The sequence below is a fragment of the Shouchella miscanthi genome (assembly GCF_007725405.1).
GTDB classification, from domain to species: Bacteria; Bacillota; Bacilli; order Bacillales; family Bacillaceae_D; genus Shouchella; species Shouchella hunanensis.
Map to the genome: position 1 here is coordinate 1,490,026 of NZ_CP042163.1, position 17,430 is coordinate 1,507,455.

Genomic DNA, 17,430 nt, shown 5'->3' on the forward strand with positions numbered 1-17,430 from the left:
TTTATATTCCAAGCCTATTGGCTTAAAGAGAATAAACATTAAGAAAGTCGATCCCAATAAAGATTGCTTAAAGTGTGTATTTGCCCAGAAGGTATACAATACAGAGGAGAAGACAAGAATGTTTTGTACGTATGGGACAGGGTGTATAAATAAATAGTCTCGAGAGATATGCTTTAATCTAAACCTTGATATAGTTAAAGGAAATTTAACTATATCTAAGGAGCGGTGAAGATGAGATTGATATTTTATGTTTTACCAAAGGGTGGTTTTGGGCGCACTACAACTGATCAAGGTGGTAGCGTTTGTTTTCAAAGTCTATAAATTAGATGGAATAGGGCAAGGGAGCTTTGAGTATCAAGTTAATTATGAATTTGTTGATAAAGACTTAGCTGGAGAAGTTTTGTTCCTATCTATCGGGGTAAAAGTGAAAGTTAGTAACGGAGAATATTTATTGGCATTTGAATAACACCTAAAAAGAGAACCACCTTACGAGGTGGTTCTCTTTTTGTCTATCCTATATTAAAAAAACTTTTGAGCACATGTTGTGTAAATTAAAGCGGATTTCAGTGTCAATTAACTTAAATCTAAGTTTCTTTAAAAGTAAAAATCAGTATCAATCCTAACTAAGCAAACTTAATCAAAGACTTGAAAAGTTTGGTAAATTTCTGATTCTATATTGTTTTTACATACAATTGCTACACTATATTTAGCTCTGGTTATTGCAACGTAAAATTTGCATCTTATATCAAAATTGTCAAGGGCTTTGTTTTCAAATAACCAATCTGATATTTTTTTAGTTGGGTAAATAATTACTCTATCGCGTGTTGCTCCTTTTGATTCCCCGAAATTTTTAATCTCAGTGAGGGGAATTAATTTTTTCCTACGGGAATATCGTAATTGAGTTGGAGAATACTTGCTCAAATATCTTTCAACATCTTTTTCTTTAACTAGAAATACTCCATCATGGCCAGTTGTTTCATTGTGAAGTGAATTGTAAGTTGGATAATCAGGGAATAATTGATTAGCAAAATCGCAGATAGCTTGGTTATTTCTCCAACTTCCTCTCAAAGTGTCTGGATCAATTTTATACTTTATAGATTTGCATTCATTTATTAAAAATTTCTGGATGTCACCCTGGGAATACTTCTTATAAATTTCAGGAAAATGTGTATGATAAGTAACTTGCCTAGGGTCTCCAGCAATTTTAATTGTTGAGCCGGATTTTAATAGAAGTTTAATTATTTCTAAATCGTAACCAGCCATATCCTGTATTTCGTCTATATAGATATGTTTATACAAGCTGGTAATTCTGTCAATTACATATCCATTACTCAAATTATTGCACCGCGTTACAAATTTCGAGATTTTATCGGAATAAATTTGAAATTGATCTGAGAAAAAGTGTTTTTCAGTTACTTCTTCTTTATAATAAATAGGGAATTTTTTTGTTTTATATTTAAGAGCTGATTTCTCATTAACCAAGAGTAATCCGTTTATGTTTCGCTCTGTTAGTTTCCCTTGATAAGGTTTAGCACCATGTTCAATTAAAAACGAAAACCATGTTTTGATTGTAACGTTATGAGGAATTACTCCTTTGTTTAATTCGAAAAATTTATTTTTAATCTCTTTTTCGTTTTCTTCTGTAAAGGTAGTAATTAATACGCTTTCTGTACAATCTATAGCTTCCCTTACAATGTGTGTTGTTTTGCCGGCTCCAGCGGAGGCAATTAAAAGAGTATTTTCCATTAAAGTGCCCTCATAATAAAATTTGGATAGTTTATTTTATCTTCCGATGAAAATATTTTTAACGCACAGTCAGTTTTGTTAGCTTTCATAAATTTATGTAACTCATCCTCGTTAGAATATTTTGTGTTAAAAATCGAATTGAGTTTTGTTAAACTATTTTCACGTAGCAAGGCTGGCTCCAAAGTATTGTAATTAAAAGGCTTTTTATTTTTTCCTAAAGTGAGGGAACCAGTATGTACAGTCTTGTCGTAACAAATTTCAATATTTGACTTTTTATTTTTTCCTATATAGTTAGAATATTTTAGTTCTAATGCATCTAAATTCCCATCATTATCTGTAATAACTTTTACAGGAATTTCTAAGTGCTCGGCAATTTCTAAAAATCTTAAAAAAGAGGTTCCAACTGAAATAATTTCTACTTCATCTTCAATAGCTAATTTACCATTATTATTGTCTCGATACGCTTTTTGAACAACTAATTCATCAGAATCTCCCTCTACTAATATTGCTTTCTTACACAATATTAATCGAAGAGTATCGTAACCAGAAACTTTCTCAAAAAATACTTTAGATTCAAGTTGATCAAACTTCACAGTTTTTTGTTTGTTAAGTAAGATTAAATTATCTAGTCCTAGTTTGTTTGAGACAAAACTACTATGAGTGGAAAGAATAATCTGTTTGTCATGATAATTATCTTTAATACTATTCAGCAGTTGGTTAAGACGCGTATGACTTATATGACATTCTGGCTCTTCAATTAAAATGATGGATGAAGCCTCGCTCCTTTTGTTAGATAGGGCTAAGTCCGTCTTTATAATTGATTGCTCACCTTTTCCTATGAATTCGAAAGGTATTTTATCAAGCTGAGTTATTAAACTACCATCCCAAGTTGAGCGTGAACCTAAATCAACAGACAGTTCTATTTCTTTTTCGCTCAGTTTAGACATACTATTTATTTTTGAGTTTATCTCACTAATTGATTGATCTTTAGAAAACGTTTCTTTTACTTTTCTATAGGCTTGTGCAACTTTAGTTTTTTCGTCAGTTTCTAAAATGTTTTTGACGATTCTTGAAATGTAGATATCCGATCCGTTTTGAAACTTACTAAAGCCAACATCTATAAACGATGATTTTATAGGAATGCTTCTAGAGGTTAATGCTTTTCTAGAAAAAGAGTACCAATCCACATCGTAATATTCAATTGGCAGACTTTCCAAGTTTCCTAGCTTGACTAAAGATTCATATTCCTCATGATATTTTTCGTCCAAAGCGATTTTAAAAGCAACTCCGCTCGTCTTTCCGATTTGGTCTTTTTGGGTGTATTTATCGCCTTCTAAAACTGGGATTAATTCATCAAAGTATAGTTCAATCAAAATGTAAGGAGGTTTAGAAATATTTCCATTATTCATATCAGTTAAATACTGATTTACAACATCATAGTTAAATAAGTATTGAGATAAATTACCTCTAAGAGTTTTTCCTCTAAATATACCACTGAGAGCTATATGAATCGCCTCTAGAACAGTAGATTTCCCAGCTTCATTATTTCCCACTAAAATATTAATACCTTCTTTAAAGTCTAGAGTGAAGGAACCATTAATACATTTGAAATTTTCAATATGAATACTTTTAATCATTAAATCTCTCCTAATAAATGTAATTATAGTACATTATCACTTATTTGAATGGAAAATACAAATTAGATTAGAACTACATCAAGTTTGGGAATAAATTAAACCTTTGAACTATTAATGATTTCTCGTATTGATTTCATAAACTCAGTATAAACTTTATATAAGCTTCGAATGGAAATAATTTAAAAGTTGCGTAAGAATACATTGACAAGCATTATATTAAGTGTTAAATTTTCACTTACTAGGTGGCGCACTATTCACACGCGCAATAATTAATCTTTTTTTTAAACCTCACGTTTTATACTAAATTTAACGAGATCTTGCGCGTATAAAAAGATCTTGTGTATACTCTATAATAGAAAAACAGCATCATATCAACGTTGTTATGCCGGTGTGGCGGAATTGGCAGACGCGCACGACTCAAAATCGTGTTCCTTTGGAGTGTCGGTTCGACCCCGACCACCGGTATCGTGATTTTAGTAGAAAATGCTTGATCTATCAGTCTTTCTAGTAATTACTAGAGGCTGATTTTTTTGTTTATGCTCACAATCACGCCTGAAAAAGCGTATGCGACGAATCGTGCGTTTGGAAATAAGCATACAAGGAATGGCACTTTTATGACGTACTTTTCAAAAGATAACCTAATTTTTCGTTCTTCCTACGACAAGCGGCATAAATTTTAAAATTACAAAAAATTATTAACAATCTGCTTACAATGAGACAAAACTATGATAGACTGCATGTGATAGGGATAATTACGTAGTCAGAAAGAATGGTGACTTGTTTGAGGGGTTGTTTTGGATGAAGAAATTTATCATTTTCCTTTCTATAGTAGGTGTGATGGGACTTATTGGTTTTGGAGGCTTTTATTTTGGGCAGAATGCTCTTGAGCGTATGGCTTCATCAGAGGAGCAACAGGGCAGCGATAGTGGGGACGACACGAATAATCATTCAGGTGAAAGTGACGTTCAAACAGAAGAACTCGTGCTTACTGCTTCTATTGATGAAGATTTACATGATTTATTTCCTAAAGATCTGTCAGAGCGAGCGATGCAAGAGGCGATTCATTACATGTCCCACGGACTTGTAGAAGCAGAGCAAAAGTGGGGAAAAATCCAGCTGACAGAAGAGCGAATTGAATGGTTGCTCGACATTGCTACTGTAAGAGCAGATGAGTTTACCCATGGTAGCCGCTATGAGCAAATTTTATTAAGGTGGCATGAAGGGGATTTTAGTCAAGCTGTTGAAGACCATAACTTCGTTTGGGGACTATGGGGAGGAACGATTGGAAAAGCAACACGTTTGCTTACGCCAGCAGAGGTAGACACATATAATGATAAACATTTTTAATTTAATAAGCCACTGCACATACAAATGTGCGGTGGTTTTTGATTTTTTTTAATTGGCTTCTCTTTATAGTGTTGTTCAAAGGTTTTTTGTAAGAACAATGATGTAATGGAGGGATCAATATGTTTTTTTTACTTGCTTTAATTTGTCAAATGACGTTATTCTTTTTTATCACATTAGGTGCATTGGTTAATAAAATTGAAAACAAAATAGCATTCTATATTTTATGGATTGTTACGGCTATACCGACATTTTATCTAGTTTTTCAATAGGTAAAGGGAGAGACAAACATGAAAAAGGTAAGTCGAGAAGCGGTTACAATTCGATTAGAAGAACAATATGGAATGCTGTCATCTGCAAAACAAGTACAACATTTGTTAAGAGATATCCATTCTCTTCAATCAAGGGTACTACACGATGATTTTGCAGCTTGTGACATCTTTATTGATCTACAAGATGCTATAGAACAAGCCGATTTAACAAAGCGTCAGCGTGACGCGCTATACTATGTTTATATGTGTGATTACACCCAAGTCGAGACGGCAGAGAAAATGGGGATCGCTCAACAAAACGTCAGAGAGTTACTAAAACGTTCGACAGAAAGAATAGCAGATATTTTTTACTACTGGACTCATCATGATTTAGGGTATAGAGGAGGCATTTAGAATGACAGAACAATACCTTCTAGATCGTATGGAAGATTTAAAGATACACGCAAAGACAGGGGCGATGTCTAGACCGGGAAGGTTTAAAGAGATTGAGAAGTTGATTGAAGCTTATTACGACCAACATGAGAAAGTGCCTCCTAGTTATATGCTAGAGAAATTGGCTTCTCTTTGTTTACATGAAGAGCTTAGTAATCGTAATAGTCATAAAATGGCTCACGAGTGTTTTCCGATCCTAACTGATCATCAGCATGCTCGTAGAAATAAGCGGGAGAAAGTGTATCATCAGATTGAATTTAGGCGCTCGCCTATTACAGGCAGCCGATCGGTCTCCTATGTAAGTGAGGACAATAGCCATACAAAAGGAAAACAAGTGTTTTATGTAAGCTAAAAAATTTTTTTGCTAAAATAAGAACGTATGATCGTGTTTTTTGGTTGGGTTCATGCCTTATAAGTGAGGAAGAGGAGAATTCCTTAGAGAATAAGAGAGGAGGCATACAAGTGAATCGAAATAACGTACAAACACAAACATTACAAAAAGGGGAGATTTCAATGTCAGAACAACGTTTACCATTTAACTTACAATTTTTCGCGAAGGAATACAAAGGGGAAGAATTTATTTTTGCAGTGAAGGATAGTCAAGGATTATTACGTCCTTTTAACCAAACAGGAGGTTCTTTTAATCGTTCGTTTGATGAAATTGAACTAGATACAAAAGATAAAACAGGCAGTGATTATGGGAAAGAATCAGTAGAAGTGTCGCTTGAAGGTGTTGTAACAGAAGGCGACCCGTTTATTGACTATATGGACGAAAAGCTTGATAACAAGGAATTTATCGAAATTTATCGTGTGAATAGCCGAAAGAAAACAGCAAAATCGGGTCTATATATGATTACATCTTGGGAGCAAAGTTACAGTAATGGAGAACACGCAACATATACATTAAGCGCTAAGCTAAACGGAAAGCTGAAAAACGAAGATATGGTGGAAACAGAAGCACCGGCTGAAGACGATCAAGAATAGTTTTTAGGTATTTACTAGCAGCTGAAGGTATCTTTTTAGATACCTTCATCAATTCAAAAAAGGGGCGATGGCATCATGTCAACAATTGTACTTCAAGGAAAAGAATATGAATTAAAGTTAACGATGGAAAGTGTGAAATATTTAAATCGTGTGATTCAGGGCGGACCAATGGGGATCATTGGAAAAGCGATGATGGGCGATTTAGAGGCATTTCCACAAATTGTACACGCAGGCTTATTTCATCATGGCAAGGATTTTTCATTAAAAGATGTTGAAGCTGAAATTGAACAAGCGATGATGAGTGAGCAGCTTGATTCTGATGACATTTATAAAATTAGTAATAAGGTTGTGACGGAGAGTTTTTTCTTTCGCAATCAAGCGAAGAAACTAGTAGCGGACAATCCGGAAGCGGCGAAAGCATTGGAGATGTTAAGAGCTTAACGCAATTAAATGGACTGACTTATGTAGAACGCCAACTCGTTACCTGTTGGCGTTATTTGCGGTTAGAGCCCTCTGTTTTTTACGCTTTAACTCCAAGAGAGTTCGTCTTGTTAATGGATGCTGAATTAGAATCGATACATGATGCAATGGAGCGAGAAGCACAAATTGCGTTAATGCATGAACAAGCTAGTCGCAGCAAGCGTCCTAAAGTAGCTGATTTATATAAACGTCCAACTTCAGCAACGAAAGACGATAATTCTATTCAGGCATCAGTCAAAAAAGCAGAAAAAGCTAAAAATTGGCTACAACAATTTACATTTAGAGAAAGGAGGGAAAGGGTTGAATGAGTTAAATAAAGTGATACAGTCTATGAATTCGGAAATTGTTGATTTTACTAATAAGATTACATCCATTGATGGATCCATTACGTCTTTTACTGAATCCATTTCAGACATTGGAAAAGGATTTCAGCAAACCTCTGCAACGCTCCAAAAAAGTGGTGGAGAAGTGACAAGTAGTGTAGGAGAACTTTTTACAGCTGCTAATCAATTAGGTGGTGGCATTTGGGGTGATTCAAGCCCACTTGATGATATTGAACAGAAGGTATCAAGCGTTGCGTACGCCCTAGACCAGGCTAGCAAATTATCCATTCCATTTTCGGACAAACTATCTACTTCTTTTTCAGAAGTGACGGCAGAAGCTTCTCGAATGGTGACAAGTGTACTGCAGTCGACTACAACAACCATTACTTTAATCAATCAACTGGTTGTCAGTTTCACTGCACTAAAAGCAGCAGCAATAAATGTAACAGCCACTCTAATGAAAATAAAACCATTAGCTGCAGTATTTGGGTTCCTTATATCGCCAATCGGCATTGTTGTTGGGTTAATAGCAGCATTAGCAGTTGGTTTTTTGTATTTACAAAATGCAAATGGGTCATTAGGTTCAAGTTTACAAGCAGTATGGGAAAAAATTTCGTCCATCGGAAGCGAGGTTTTTTCAGTAGCCTCATCTATTTTTGATGGATTTATGACTGGAATTGTTGCAAGGTTGCCAGAACTAGTGCAGTCTGGAGCAGCGCTTTTGCAAAGACTCGTTGAGGGAGTAACAACGATGTTGCCTGCTTTGGCTGAAACAGCTATACAGGTAGTTAGCAATATCGTTGAAGGCATTACATCTGCCTTACCAATGTTGATGGAGGCAGGCGTACAAATCATTTCATTATTGATTAGTAATGCTTCAAGGAATCTACCACTTATGTTGGAATTAGGGATTGGAATTTTGACAAGTTTGCTAGACGGAATGGACTCAATGATTGGTACATTAGTTGAAGTGGTTATACAAGTTGTAACTCAACTAGTAGAAGCTATTACAACACAACTGCCATTATTAATTGAATTAGGTATGCAAGTGTTGATGAACTTAGTAGATGGCATTATGAGTTTTGTACCAACGCTACTAGAGACAGTAACCGGCATTATTACTATGCTCGTTGAAATGATCGTTGAACAGCTTCCTCTTATATTGGAATTAGGTATTCAATTACTAACCAACTTAATAGACGGTATTGTATCTTTGTTACCAATGATCATAGAAGTAGCTTTAGGCGTGATCTCTCTTCTTATTGAGACCATTACACAGCAACTTCCACTGCTGATTGAAATGGGCATAAACCTATTGATGAGCTTAGTAGATGGGATTATGACAATGATACCAACGATCATTGAAACCGCCTTGAATCTTGTTCAGACTCTTATTACGACATTAGCTGAACAACTCCCATTACTTTTAACGATGGGGATTGAGATGTTAATGAGTCTCATTGATGGCGTGATCTCCATTTTGCCAATGCTCGTAGCAACTGCTGTAGAAATTATTACAATGGTTTTGACAACTCTTACCCAGCAGCTACCTCTTATTATTCAGATGGGTATTCAGTTACTTGAGAGCTTAATCAAAGGGATTGTCACTATTCTGCCGATGATCATTGAAACGGCATTAGATGTTATTGCTTTAATTATTGAGAGCTTAACACACCAGCTTCCACTGATAATTAATGCTGGAATCACGTTACTGGAAAGTCTTATCAAAGGGATTATGGATCATGTACCGGCTCTCTTACAATCTGTCGTTCAAATTATTATATCTATTATTAGTACACTCGCATCGAACTTCCCTTTAATTTTACAAAGCGGAATTTCTCTTATCGGATCTTTAATTGGCGGATTAACAACAGCCATGCCGATGGTTCTTAGTGCAATTGGAACCATTCTTTCAAGTGTGTTTCAAGCAATCGTAAATGGGTTCCCTCGTATTATGCAGCTTGGAACTCAGCTCGTATCGCGACTTGCTGGTAGTATTTCAACAGCGGTTAGACGTGTTGTAACGGTGGGATCTGATTTAATTCGTGGCCTTTGGAGAGGGATGAATAACGTAAAAGATTGGATTATTGGAAAAATCAGTGGGTTTATGGACAGTGTGGTTGGAAGTCTAAAATCATTTTTTGGAATTAATTCGCCATCAAAATTGTTCAGAGACGAGATTGGTCGTTTTCTTCCTCAAGGTTTAGCGGTTGGAATTGAAGGTGATCTAGGATCAGTGAATCGTGCGATGAATGCAATGACGTCTCTTGTACCTTCTGAAATTGATCCTCCTCACATGGCACCGCTAGAACCCGTTCATCCAAACATGAGTCATTCTTATTCAAATCAGGTGCGTTTCTTTGAGAAAAAGAACAATGGTCGTTCGGTCGAGAACTTGTTAACAGAAGTAGTTGATACGTTACGAGAACAGAAGCAGCTGACGGTTCAAATGGATTCTACTGTTGTTGGTTCACTCGTTGAACCACATATTACAAATGCTCAAGAGAGAAAATCAATGCGGAAAAATAGGTTTTACACATAAGATGGAGGTGAATCGTTACTATGCAATTTACGTTTAATGGGATCAGAAAAAAGTATATTACTGTATTAAGTCATCTGCAGCGACCCGTTCTACCGTCTATCTCTTATACAACGACAGAGCGAGTAGAAGCAGGTGAGCGGGTAACTGGTATGAAAATGGACTCCATTATTCTAGACGTGCCTGTTGTCATCTATCATCGTGATAAAACCATGCAAGAGCTAAAGCTTGAATTGTCTTCATGGTTATATAGTGAGGATGAACAAAAACTCGTGTTCTCCGATACACCTAGCCAATTTTATTTGGCTAGGTTTTTATCCGTAGAACTTGAAGAGTATGAGCACTTCTCGAAAGGAATTATCCAATTTTTGTGTCCAACGCCATACCAATATGCAGGAGAAATTGTTGTTCCAATAACGGAAGAACAAAGAGATATTCATGTTGTAGGGCAAGTACCGGTGTTTTGGACATTACATGCTCGTATTGAAACAAGAACATTTCAGTTTGAAATTCGTAACCAAAATGGTGAAAAATTAATTTTACAGCACCAATTTTTAGAAAATGATGTTATTGAAATTGATGCAGGTAAACGTGCCATTTATTTAAATCGTGACGCACGTATGTCGTTACTGTCATTTGAAAGTAGATGGTTTCCGTTAAGACCAGGTGTAAATACCCTTTCTGTATCGGCCCCATCTACCATTACGTATCAAAATATCTATTTTTAATAAAAGGAGGTGTGAAACATGAAGGACATGTATGTATTAGACCAAAACGATTCTTTGCTTACTACTATTGGCGAGGATAATGGCTTAATTTCCGCTCTTTTTCGAGAAGAATTAAACCAACTGCCTGATCAGCCATTACGTTTAATCGTGGATTCGGCGAGCAGTTCGGCACAGTTTGTTAAGGAAGAAAACCAAGTGGTTTTTCGAGATAAAGAGGGAGAACTTAGGCTCTATGTGATTAAAGAAGTAGATGATCATTTTAGTGGGACTGAGCGCCAGACCTACGCCTTATGTGAACCTGCTTTTATGGAGCTAAAGGAGCACTTCGTAAAAGAGCGCTCTTTTAAAAATGCCAATGCGTCGGTCGTGCTTAATTACGTGTTGAGTGGTACACGCTGGCGTGGTCAAGTCGATATTGATTTAGGGGTTGGATCTATCCCACTTTCTTTCGAGTCATCGGTTGATGCCATCTGGTCTATTTTAAGGTTGTGGGGTGGAGAGTTTAAAGATATTGTCACTTTTTCTGGTAATCAAATTACATCGAGAACAATTAAAATTCTTTCTCGTCGTGGGCAGTATGTAGGGAAGCGTTTTGAAGTTGATCACGATATTCAAGAAATCCAGCGAACGGTTCTTTCTTATCCTGTAACGGCTCTTTATGGACAGGGTGCATCATCAGATGATCAGACAACTGACTTTTCCGAAGTAACCTGGCAAGTAAAAGATGGAGATCCGGCAAATAAGCCAAAAGGACAAGCTTGGATTGGTGATGAACACGCATTAACTAGATACGGTCGTCCTTACGATGGAAAGCTGTTACATCGTGAAGGTATTTATACAAATAGCGATATTGAAGATCCTGAAACGCTTTTGCATGCGACATGGGAACATTTACAACGTGTGAAGCAGCCGGAAGTTCATTATCAGCTCACCGTTCAATTACTTGAGCAACTGAGTGGCTATGAACATGAAAAAGTAAGTCTTGGCGACACGGCGCTAGCCTTTGATCGGATGTTTACTCGACCAATTGAAATCCAAGCACGTGTGATTGCGATTGAGTATGATTTAATGGATGTCAATCGATCTGCAACAGTTGAAATGGGGCAATTTTTGTCTGCCCATAGCTATGACGATCGATTAGACCAAGTCATTCGTGAGATTAATGATAACCGAGGAAAGTGGAATCAAGGAAACAAACCGATCTCACCTGATCGCTTTCCCGATATATTACCAGATGTGCCTGCAAACGTAGAGGCAACAGGTGGATTTCAGACAGTGCAGATATTCTGGGCTTTTAACATCGAGGCTTTTTATGTGCAAGCCTATGAATTATTTGCTAGTGAAGTAAAAGGTTTTCTTCCTTCGCCGGAAACGCTTGTTTATCGAGGCTCGTTAAATGGGTTTAACTTTATCGGAGAAACAAATAAGACGTATTACTTTCGAGTCCGTGCAGTCAATTACCATGGGCGCGCTTCAAATTATTCAGCAGAAGTAGAGGCTTCAACTGCTCGAGTTGTAACCGATGATATTCTTTTTGGTCCCGAACTGGCTAGGAAATTAAGGGAGTTAAATAAAGAAGCTGATATCATTGGAAAGGATGGTATACAGTTTGAGCAAATTGCGAATGATGCATTAGAGCTTATTCAACAAAGAGCAAAGGACTATAGCGATCAGGAAATTGCAGACGTTTATTCCATTCTTACTGAAGAGCTTGAGAAACGAATTGACAGTGCTCAATTTGATCAAGAAGTTCGTCGCATTCATCAAGCAATTAAAGATGGTGAAGATGCCCTAGAAGAAAAAGAAACACAGCTTAAAGAAGAAATCAATCAATTGGGTGAAGAACTAACCTCAATTGAGAAGCATGTTACAACGGAGTTTGAGAAAGTGGATGGACGCCTATCTGCCACTCTGTCAAGAGGTGAGGTCGACGAATTACTGACAGATAAAGTTGACTACACAACGTACAATCAAAAAATGACAACGATAAATGCGTCTCTTGAGGGCATCGATTTCCTTGTAGGTGAAACGAGCGGACAAGTGGACCAATTGACTGGTGAAGTAACAGATTTACGAGATATTAGCTCAGAGTTAAGCTTAAGTGCTGAAGGGTTCTCTACATCGATTCGCCAGTTGCAAAGTGAAAAACGTCCCACCACAAACCTTGCTATCGGCACGTATAAGCCGTTCGTGCACTCGAATTGGACGAATGTCAACAACCAAGTTGTAAGGGTTTATGATGTATCGGATCGTGTTCTTGGAAAAGAAGTAACGATCTCTTGCAAAATAAAGATTAAGGATATAAAGGGCGGTAGTGAGGATTCCTCGAGGCTCACGCTACAGTGGTTTGAAAACAATCCAAACGCTTGGCATACAATCCAATCGATTACGAATTTAAGCGAAAATAGAGAGATTGAGGTTACTCAAACTAGACAAGTAAACGCAAATACAACAACTATACGCCTTCAATTAAGTGCGGATTTTATTGCATCAGGTACTGTTGAAATAGCAGAATTAATGGTTACAGAAGGTAAACGAGCGGCTGCGTGGTCGCCAGCATTTGAAGATCTAATAGATGCAGAATCATACTCTGAGAGGCAAACCTCACTTGACTCTACTTTAGAAGGTATTACTGGGAAAGTAGAGGAAACGACAAGTGATGTAGGAACACTCACACATACAGTGGGTCAGTTCAAACAAGACTTAGAAGGGTTTTCTACATCTATAGGTCAAGTTAGCAAAGATTTAGATGGTAAAGTAGACACTTCTATCTACGAACAACGCGAAACAGCTCTTAATGTTACATTAGACGAGATTACAGGAAAAGTGGAATCAACGAGTAGTGGTCTAGGAACATTGACAAATACAGTGAGTGAATTTAGACAGGATTTAAACGGGTTTTCGACGTCTGTGCGAGAATTGCAAGCACAAGAAATTGGAGGAGAAAACCTTTGGAATAACCCAAACGATTTTAGTTCACTACGTGCTTGGGAAGGCTCCTCGTTAACACTTAACAATCAAAATCAACAGATTAGTGCTTGGAATACTACCGAAGCGACAAGAGTTAGGTCCAGTGGAGGAAATACAGCTCTTAAAGCAGTGATGACAATTCTAAACGCTAACGAAAAAATACCAAACGTACCCTATACAATGTCTGTGTGGATTAGAAATAACGGAAACGCAGTAGTCAATGTCAATTCAAATCAAGGTGGAGTCGATATAGAGCCTAGTGGAGAAAGAAGAGTTTCTTATACTTGGATTGCTAATAGCACTAGCCATATTCAATTTCAGCTCCGTTCATCCGCTAATCTTGATGTTCATATTTGGCGGGGACAATTAGAAAGAGGGAACAAACTAACAGGTTGGAAGCAACCGGCTTCTTTCTTTGTAAATACTGAACGTTATAATCAGCGGCAAACTTCTTTAGATGCAACGTTGGAAGGTATCAGTGGCCGGGTTTCGTCAACTGAAAGTGGCTTAGGTTCCGTTACAACAAGAGTTGGGGAACTTGAGTTGACCGATACAAAATTTCAAACACGCGTTGGTACCATTGAAAAAGAGCAAGATAGTCAAGGGGGGCGTATTTCATCTGCTGAAACAGCCATTCAGCAAAACTCAACAGCTATCGGTCTTCGTGCAACGACGAGCACTGTTAACGGTATTAATGGTCGTTTGACAACTGCAGAAGGTACCATTCGAGTCATGTCTGATCAAATCGATCTACGCGTTAAAAGAGATGGCATCATTTCCGCAATTAATTTATCGCCTGAAAGAGTTAAAATTGATACGCAGTTACTACAAGTTGGTGATTTTACTAACTTAGTAGATAATGGTGACTTTGAAGATGATGTCATTGGTTCTACACCAGCAGGTTGGATCGGCGGTGGTGCAACAGTCTATAACATGAGAAGTTGGAGTATTGATAATGGCTCAACACAAACGATGGGCGCTAAGACTGGCAACACTGGAAACATTGATATCCAACAAGAGCGCCTTATTAAAGTAGTGGCAGGAGATAGCCTTTACGTTGAGTTCGAATCTCGTTTTCACAGTAGTTCAGCTGGAAGAAGACATGCTGGGATTGGGTTTCGCAGGTATGATGCGGGAAAAAATCATTTAGGCTGGACTCAAGTCGCTCAGGCTACTGGCGGTACAACACAATGGCGAAAACTTTCAGGAACATATACGGTTCCAGCAGGAACTGCTTATATACGAATTTGGGTCACAAATAACCGAAATGAATCAACCGATAATATCATGTATGCTGACAACATTGTTGTCAGAAGAATGACCAATACTCAGTTGCTTGTAAATGGTTCTATTACTGCCAATCATATGTCAGCAAATAGTATTACCGCTGCTAATGGTGCGCTTGCTAATGCGTCTATTACAAGAGCGAACTTGCAAAATGCAATTATCCAAAATGCACACATTCAAGATGGAACAATTACTAGTGCTAAGATAGCTAGTTTAGCAGCGGATAAGATTAGCGCAGGTACGGTTACTTCAATAAATATTCGTAGTGCTAATATTCAGGGAAGTACTATTATTTCTCATCAAGGCAATAGAAGTACATCGATAGAAGGTGGAGAACTTCAGGCACGTGGTCGATATACAAGAACATGGTTTGGGAATACAAATTCATCTTGGGTAAACCTTCAATTAAAAGATGGTTATTTTATGGCTCATAATGAGACAAGGCAGAGGAGACTGTATTATTCGGATTTTGGCATTTCAACTTATCTTGAAGGGTTTAACGATGAAGATTCGAATACCGAATACCACGGATCTGGTGTAATAGAATTCTTCTCTCATATGTACAACGGAGGAGAATGGGGCGCTGATAATGTCCGCGGTCTTACCGCATTTAGTAATAGGGGAAATATTGCATTAAAAACAAATACAAGAGATGTCATACTTGATGCAGATCGTGATGTGAAAGTTATAGCGAATCGAGGTACGATTGTTCTGCGACCGAGAGACGGCAACCGTTCAGGGAATAATCATTTTGTTTTTAATGTGAAAAATAACTCTAGCGCTAGCGATACAGATGGTTGGATTGCCTATGGCTCTCCACAGACGAATACGCCATATGCATCCGGACTACGCTTTAAGAAAACTCAATCAGGTAGACCGACTATATGGGCAACGAATGGTAACGGTGATTATAATTCAGGTGTCTTTGAAGCGGATTCTTTTATTGGTGATTTTGAAGCAAGGGAGTCAAGCTCCAATGCATATATGAAAGTAGATGGCTCTCTTCGAGTAACTGATCGCAGAGGTTATAACGGTGGTAATATAAGCTATCGTCCTATTCAAGTACAAGATGTAATTGCCAACTCTATTCGAGTAAATTTAGCTACAGGTGCAAATCGTGATTTGTATCTGGGTTGTTCAACAAATGAAGTTCGTGTTACAAATAATTCAATGTACAACAATAACAATATCGGGTATCGCCCAATTCGTGCCTCTAACTTTCACCAAGGTTCTTCTAGAACGTATAAAGATGATATTCAGAAGTTCAATGAAAGTGGACTTGATCATGTTAAACAACTAGATATAATGACCTTCTTGTTAAAGTCAGATCTAGAAGCAGAGGCTTTTCCTAAAAGAAGAGTTGGTATTATTGCGGAAGACAGTCCTAATGTTGTCACTAAGGATGGCATGGGTGTTGAGAATGATCGGATTGTTTACTACTCAGTACATGCCATCCAAGAACTCGATAAAAAAGTAGAAGACACCCTGGATCGAGTGTCTTTTTTAGAGATTGAAAATCAATTGTTAAAACGAGAAATACATGAATTAAAGGAGCGGTTGCTGTGATTAAGTTTATGAAGAAAGAATTGGATAAAGTAGCGAAGTTTCTACTAGATATAGAGCTTACGGGTGTTGAGAATATTCATAGGATGCGTGTTGTGAATCAGTTGAAAAAACAACATGAAGAAATGGTTTCTGAAGAAATTGAGTTGTTAAAAGCACATGCAGAATTAGATACAAATGGTGAGTTAGTTCGAACGGAAGCTGGTGGCTTTCAATTAAAAGACCAGGACGCGGCAATTGAATTTCGAACGCAGCAAGAAAAGCTATTAAATGAACAATTTGTTATGGCTGATTCTAATCTAAACCAAGCATTGGAAACATTGGAACACGTTGTTATGAATCTTGATAAAAAGCTATCTAATGAAGAGGCGGAAACACACTTTATGATTGCTGAGGCTTTTGAGGAAGCAAAACTGAATCAAAACAAACAAGGAGATGTTGAATAATGGGACAGGTAGAAAAATTAGATGTGCGTGTATCTGGTGTTGATTTCACCTATAATTTTGAGGAAGAGGTTGACGAAGTTCGTCTTCGCTTTAATGTAACGGATCCAACAGGTGATATTAACGCAAATGGTCGGGTAGTGGTATCAATGGATGAATATGTTCAAGATCCACGTTTGCTTGCTTTAGCCGACTTAGCACGAGTAAAACTAATTAAGCGTTTAGAACCGAAAGAAGAGTCGCAGACAGATTAAGTCAGGGGCTTTTTTATACTGCTAAGAAGGAGGGGTTGGCGAAGATGACTGAGCCATCTGCATATGATCTCCTCCGTAAATTAACCGAAGTTGAGATTGCACTTGCGAAAGTAACGCAACAATTAGAAAGTCAGACGAGTGTGTTAGAAGAAGTGCGTAAGGAACTTTCAATGACGAGAGAGAAAGCCGATGCTGCTGAAGAAAAAGCAGAAATTGCATATAGAAAAGCGAAGCAGGCACTAGGGGAGATCAAACAGACTCGAGAAGAAACCTTACGAACGCAAAACGAGCGGAAAGTAGATAGACGTTGGTTTATAGGAACGGTGTTGACGGTAGTAAGCTTAATTATGCCAATTATCATCACGTTCTATTTTCAATAAAAAAGCAATTTTAGACAGACAGGGCTTAGAGCCTTGTCTGTTTCTTTT

At 37.4% G+C, this 17,430-nt stretch carries 15 protein-coding genes and 1 tRNA gene; 14 read left to right on the forward strand and 2 right to left on the reverse strand.

Features of this window, described 5'->3' with window-relative positions:
- The first annotated feature begins 268 nt into the window (after positions 1 to 268).
- Complete coding sequence (locus FPV17_RS07430) at positions 269 to 466, forward strand: hypothetical protein (RefSeq protein WP_186370750.1); 198 nt, start codon at positions 269 to 271, stop codon at positions 464 to 466.
- A gap of 167 nt (positions 467 to 633) precedes the next feature.
- Here the strand turns inward: FPV17_RS07430 and FPV17_RS07435 are convergent, their stop codons facing one another.
- Both FPV17_RS07435 and FPV17_RS07440 read right to left on the reverse strand, forming a co-directional pair.
- Positions 634 to 1,746, reverse strand: a complete 1,113-nt coding sequence (locus FPV17_RS07435; RefSeq protein WP_144558645.1) for a UvrD-helicase domain-containing protein — start codon at positions 1,744 to 1,746, stop codon at positions 634 to 636.
- Positions 1,746 to 3,383 carry an ATP-dependent nuclease gene (locus FPV17_RS07440; RefSeq protein WP_144558646.1) on the reverse strand — a complete coding sequence of 546 codons (1,638 nt, stop codon included), beginning with the start codon at positions 3,381 to 3,383 and terminating at the stop codon, positions 1,746 to 1,748. Before FPV17_RS07440 ends, FPV17_RS07435 begins: the two co-directional genes overlap by 1 nt.
- A gap of 384 nt (positions 3,384 to 3,767) precedes the next feature.
- Between FPV17_RS07440 and FPV17_RS07445 the strand changes: the two genes are divergently transcribed.
- From FPV17_RS07445 to FPV17_RS07505, 13 genes are all read left to right on the forward strand, one after another.
- Positions 3,768 to 3,848 (forward strand) — tRNA-Leu (locus tag FPV17_RS07445).
- A gap of 333 nt (positions 3,849 to 4,181) precedes the next feature.
- Positions 4,182 to 4,730, forward strand: coding sequence for a DUF6241 domain-containing protein (locus tag FPV17_RS07450; RefSeq protein WP_144558647.1), 549 nt, complete (start codon positions 4,182 to 4,184; stop codon positions 4,728 to 4,730).
- Between the two features lie 287 nt (positions 4,731 to 5,017).
- Complete coding sequence (locus FPV17_RS07455) at positions 5,018 to 5,392, forward strand: sigma factor-like helix-turn-helix DNA-binding protein (RefSeq protein WP_144558648.1); 375 nt, start codon at positions 5,018 to 5,020, stop codon at positions 5,390 to 5,392.
- Position 5,393: 1 nt separating this feature from the next.
- The gene (locus tag FPV17_RS07460) at positions 5,394 to 5,783 is read left to right on the forward strand and encodes a hypothetical protein (protein ID WP_052008155.1); all 390 of its coding nucleotides are present in this window, start codon (positions 5,394 to 5,396) and stop codon (positions 5,781 to 5,783) included.
- Between the two features lie 110 nt (positions 5,784 to 5,893).
- Entirely contained in the window at positions 5,894 to 6,415 is a 522-nt protein-coding gene (locus FPV17_RS07465) for a phage major tail protein, TP901-1 family (RefSeq protein ID WP_246117153.1), read from the forward strand.
- A 75-nt stretch (positions 6,416 to 6,490) separates the two neighbouring features.
- On the forward strand, positions 6,491 to 6,856 hold the full coding sequence (locus tag FPV17_RS07470) for a tail assembly chaperone (RefSeq protein ID WP_035396824.1): 366 nt from the start codon (positions 6,491 to 6,493) through the stop codon (positions 6,854 to 6,856).
- A 56-nt stretch (positions 6,857 to 6,912) separates the two neighbouring features.
- A complete protein-coding gene (locus FPV17_RS07475; RefSeq protein ID WP_186370751.1) occupies positions 6,913 to 7,203 on the forward strand; it encodes a phage tail assembly chaperone in 291 nt (96 codons plus the stop codon).
- Positions 7,196 to 9,760 (forward strand): phage tail protein, encoded by a 2,565-nt coding sequence (locus tag FPV17_RS07480; protein WP_144558650.1) that lies wholly within the window; start codon positions 7,196 to 7,198, stop codon positions 9,758 to 9,760. Before FPV17_RS07475 ends, FPV17_RS07480 begins: the two co-directional genes overlap by 8 nt.
- A 20-nt stretch (positions 9,761 to 9,780) precedes the next feature.
- Positions 9,781 to 10,485, forward strand: a complete 705-nt coding sequence (locus FPV17_RS07485; RefSeq protein ID WP_144558651.1) for a distal tail protein Dit — start codon at positions 9,781 to 9,783, stop codon at positions 10,483 to 10,485.
- An 18-nt stretch (positions 10,486 to 10,503) separates the two neighbouring features.
- The gene (locus FPV17_RS07490; protein ID WP_144558652.1) at positions 10,504 to 16,308 is read left to right on the forward strand and encodes a phage tail protein; all 5,805 of its coding nucleotides are present in this window, start codon (positions 10,504 to 10,506) and stop codon (positions 16,306 to 16,308) included.
- Entirely contained in the window at positions 16,305 to 16,751 is a 447-nt protein-coding gene (locus FPV17_RS07495) for a hypothetical protein (RefSeq protein WP_144558653.1), read from the forward strand. The genes FPV17_RS07490 and FPV17_RS07495 overlap by 4 nt, the downstream gene beginning before the upstream one ends.
- On the forward strand, positions 16,751 to 17,002 hold the full coding sequence (locus tag FPV17_RS07500; RefSeq protein ID WP_035396809.1) for a hypothetical protein: 252 nt from the start codon (positions 16,751 to 16,753) through the stop codon (positions 17,000 to 17,002). The genes FPV17_RS07495 and FPV17_RS07500 overlap by 1 nt, the downstream gene beginning before the upstream one ends.
- A 44-nt stretch (positions 17,003 to 17,046) precedes the next feature.
- Positions 17,047 to 17,382: a hypothetical protein gene (locus tag FPV17_RS07505; RefSeq protein WP_144558654.1), complete on the forward strand. Its 336-nt coding sequence runs from the start codon at positions 17,047 to 17,049 to the stop codon at positions 17,380 to 17,382.
- The last annotated feature ends 48 nt before the right edge of the window (positions 17,383 to 17,430 follow it).

What these genes read in the sequence shown, in the direction of transcription:
- FPV17_RS07500 (WP_035396809.1), top strand. Translation starts at nt 16,751, where the DNA reads ATGGGACAGGTAGAAAAATTAGATGTGCGTGTATCTGGTGTTGATTTC.
- FPV17_RS07505 (WP_144558654.1), top strand. Translation starts at nt 17,047, where the DNA reads ATGACTGAGCCATCTGCATATGATCTCCTCCGTAAATTAACCGAAGTT.
- FPV17_RS07435 (WP_144558645.1), bottom strand. Translation starts at nt 1,746, where the DNA reads ATGGAAAATACTCTTTTAATTGCCTCCGCTGGAGCCGGCAAAACAACA.
- FPV17_RS07440 (WP_144558646.1), bottom strand. Translation starts at nt 3,383, where the DNA reads ATGATTAAAAGTATTCATATTGAAAATTTCAAATGTATTAATGGTTCC.
- FPV17_RS07455 (WP_144558648.1), top strand. Translation starts at nt 5,018, where the DNA reads ATGAAAAAGGTAAGTCGAGAAGCGGTTACAATTCGATTAGAAGAACAA.
- FPV17_RS07490 (WP_144558652.1), top strand. Translation starts at nt 10,504, where the DNA reads ATGAAGGACATGTATGTATTAGACCAAAACGATTCTTTGCTTACTACT.
- FPV17_RS07450 (WP_144558647.1), top strand. Translation starts at nt 4,182, where the DNA reads ATGAAGAAATTTATCATTTTCCTTTCTATAGTAGGTGTGATGGGACTT.
- FPV17_RS07460 (WP_052008155.1), top strand. Translation starts at nt 5,394, where the DNA reads ATGACAGAACAATACCTTCTAGATCGTATGGAAGATTTAAAGATACAC.
- FPV17_RS07470 (WP_035396824.1), top strand. Translation starts at nt 6,491, where the DNA reads ATGTCAACAATTGTACTTCAAGGAAAAGAATATGAATTAAAGTTAACG.
- FPV17_RS07485 (WP_144558651.1), top strand. Translation starts at nt 9,781, where the DNA reads ATGCAATTTACGTTTAATGGGATCAGAAAAAAGTATATTACTGTATTA.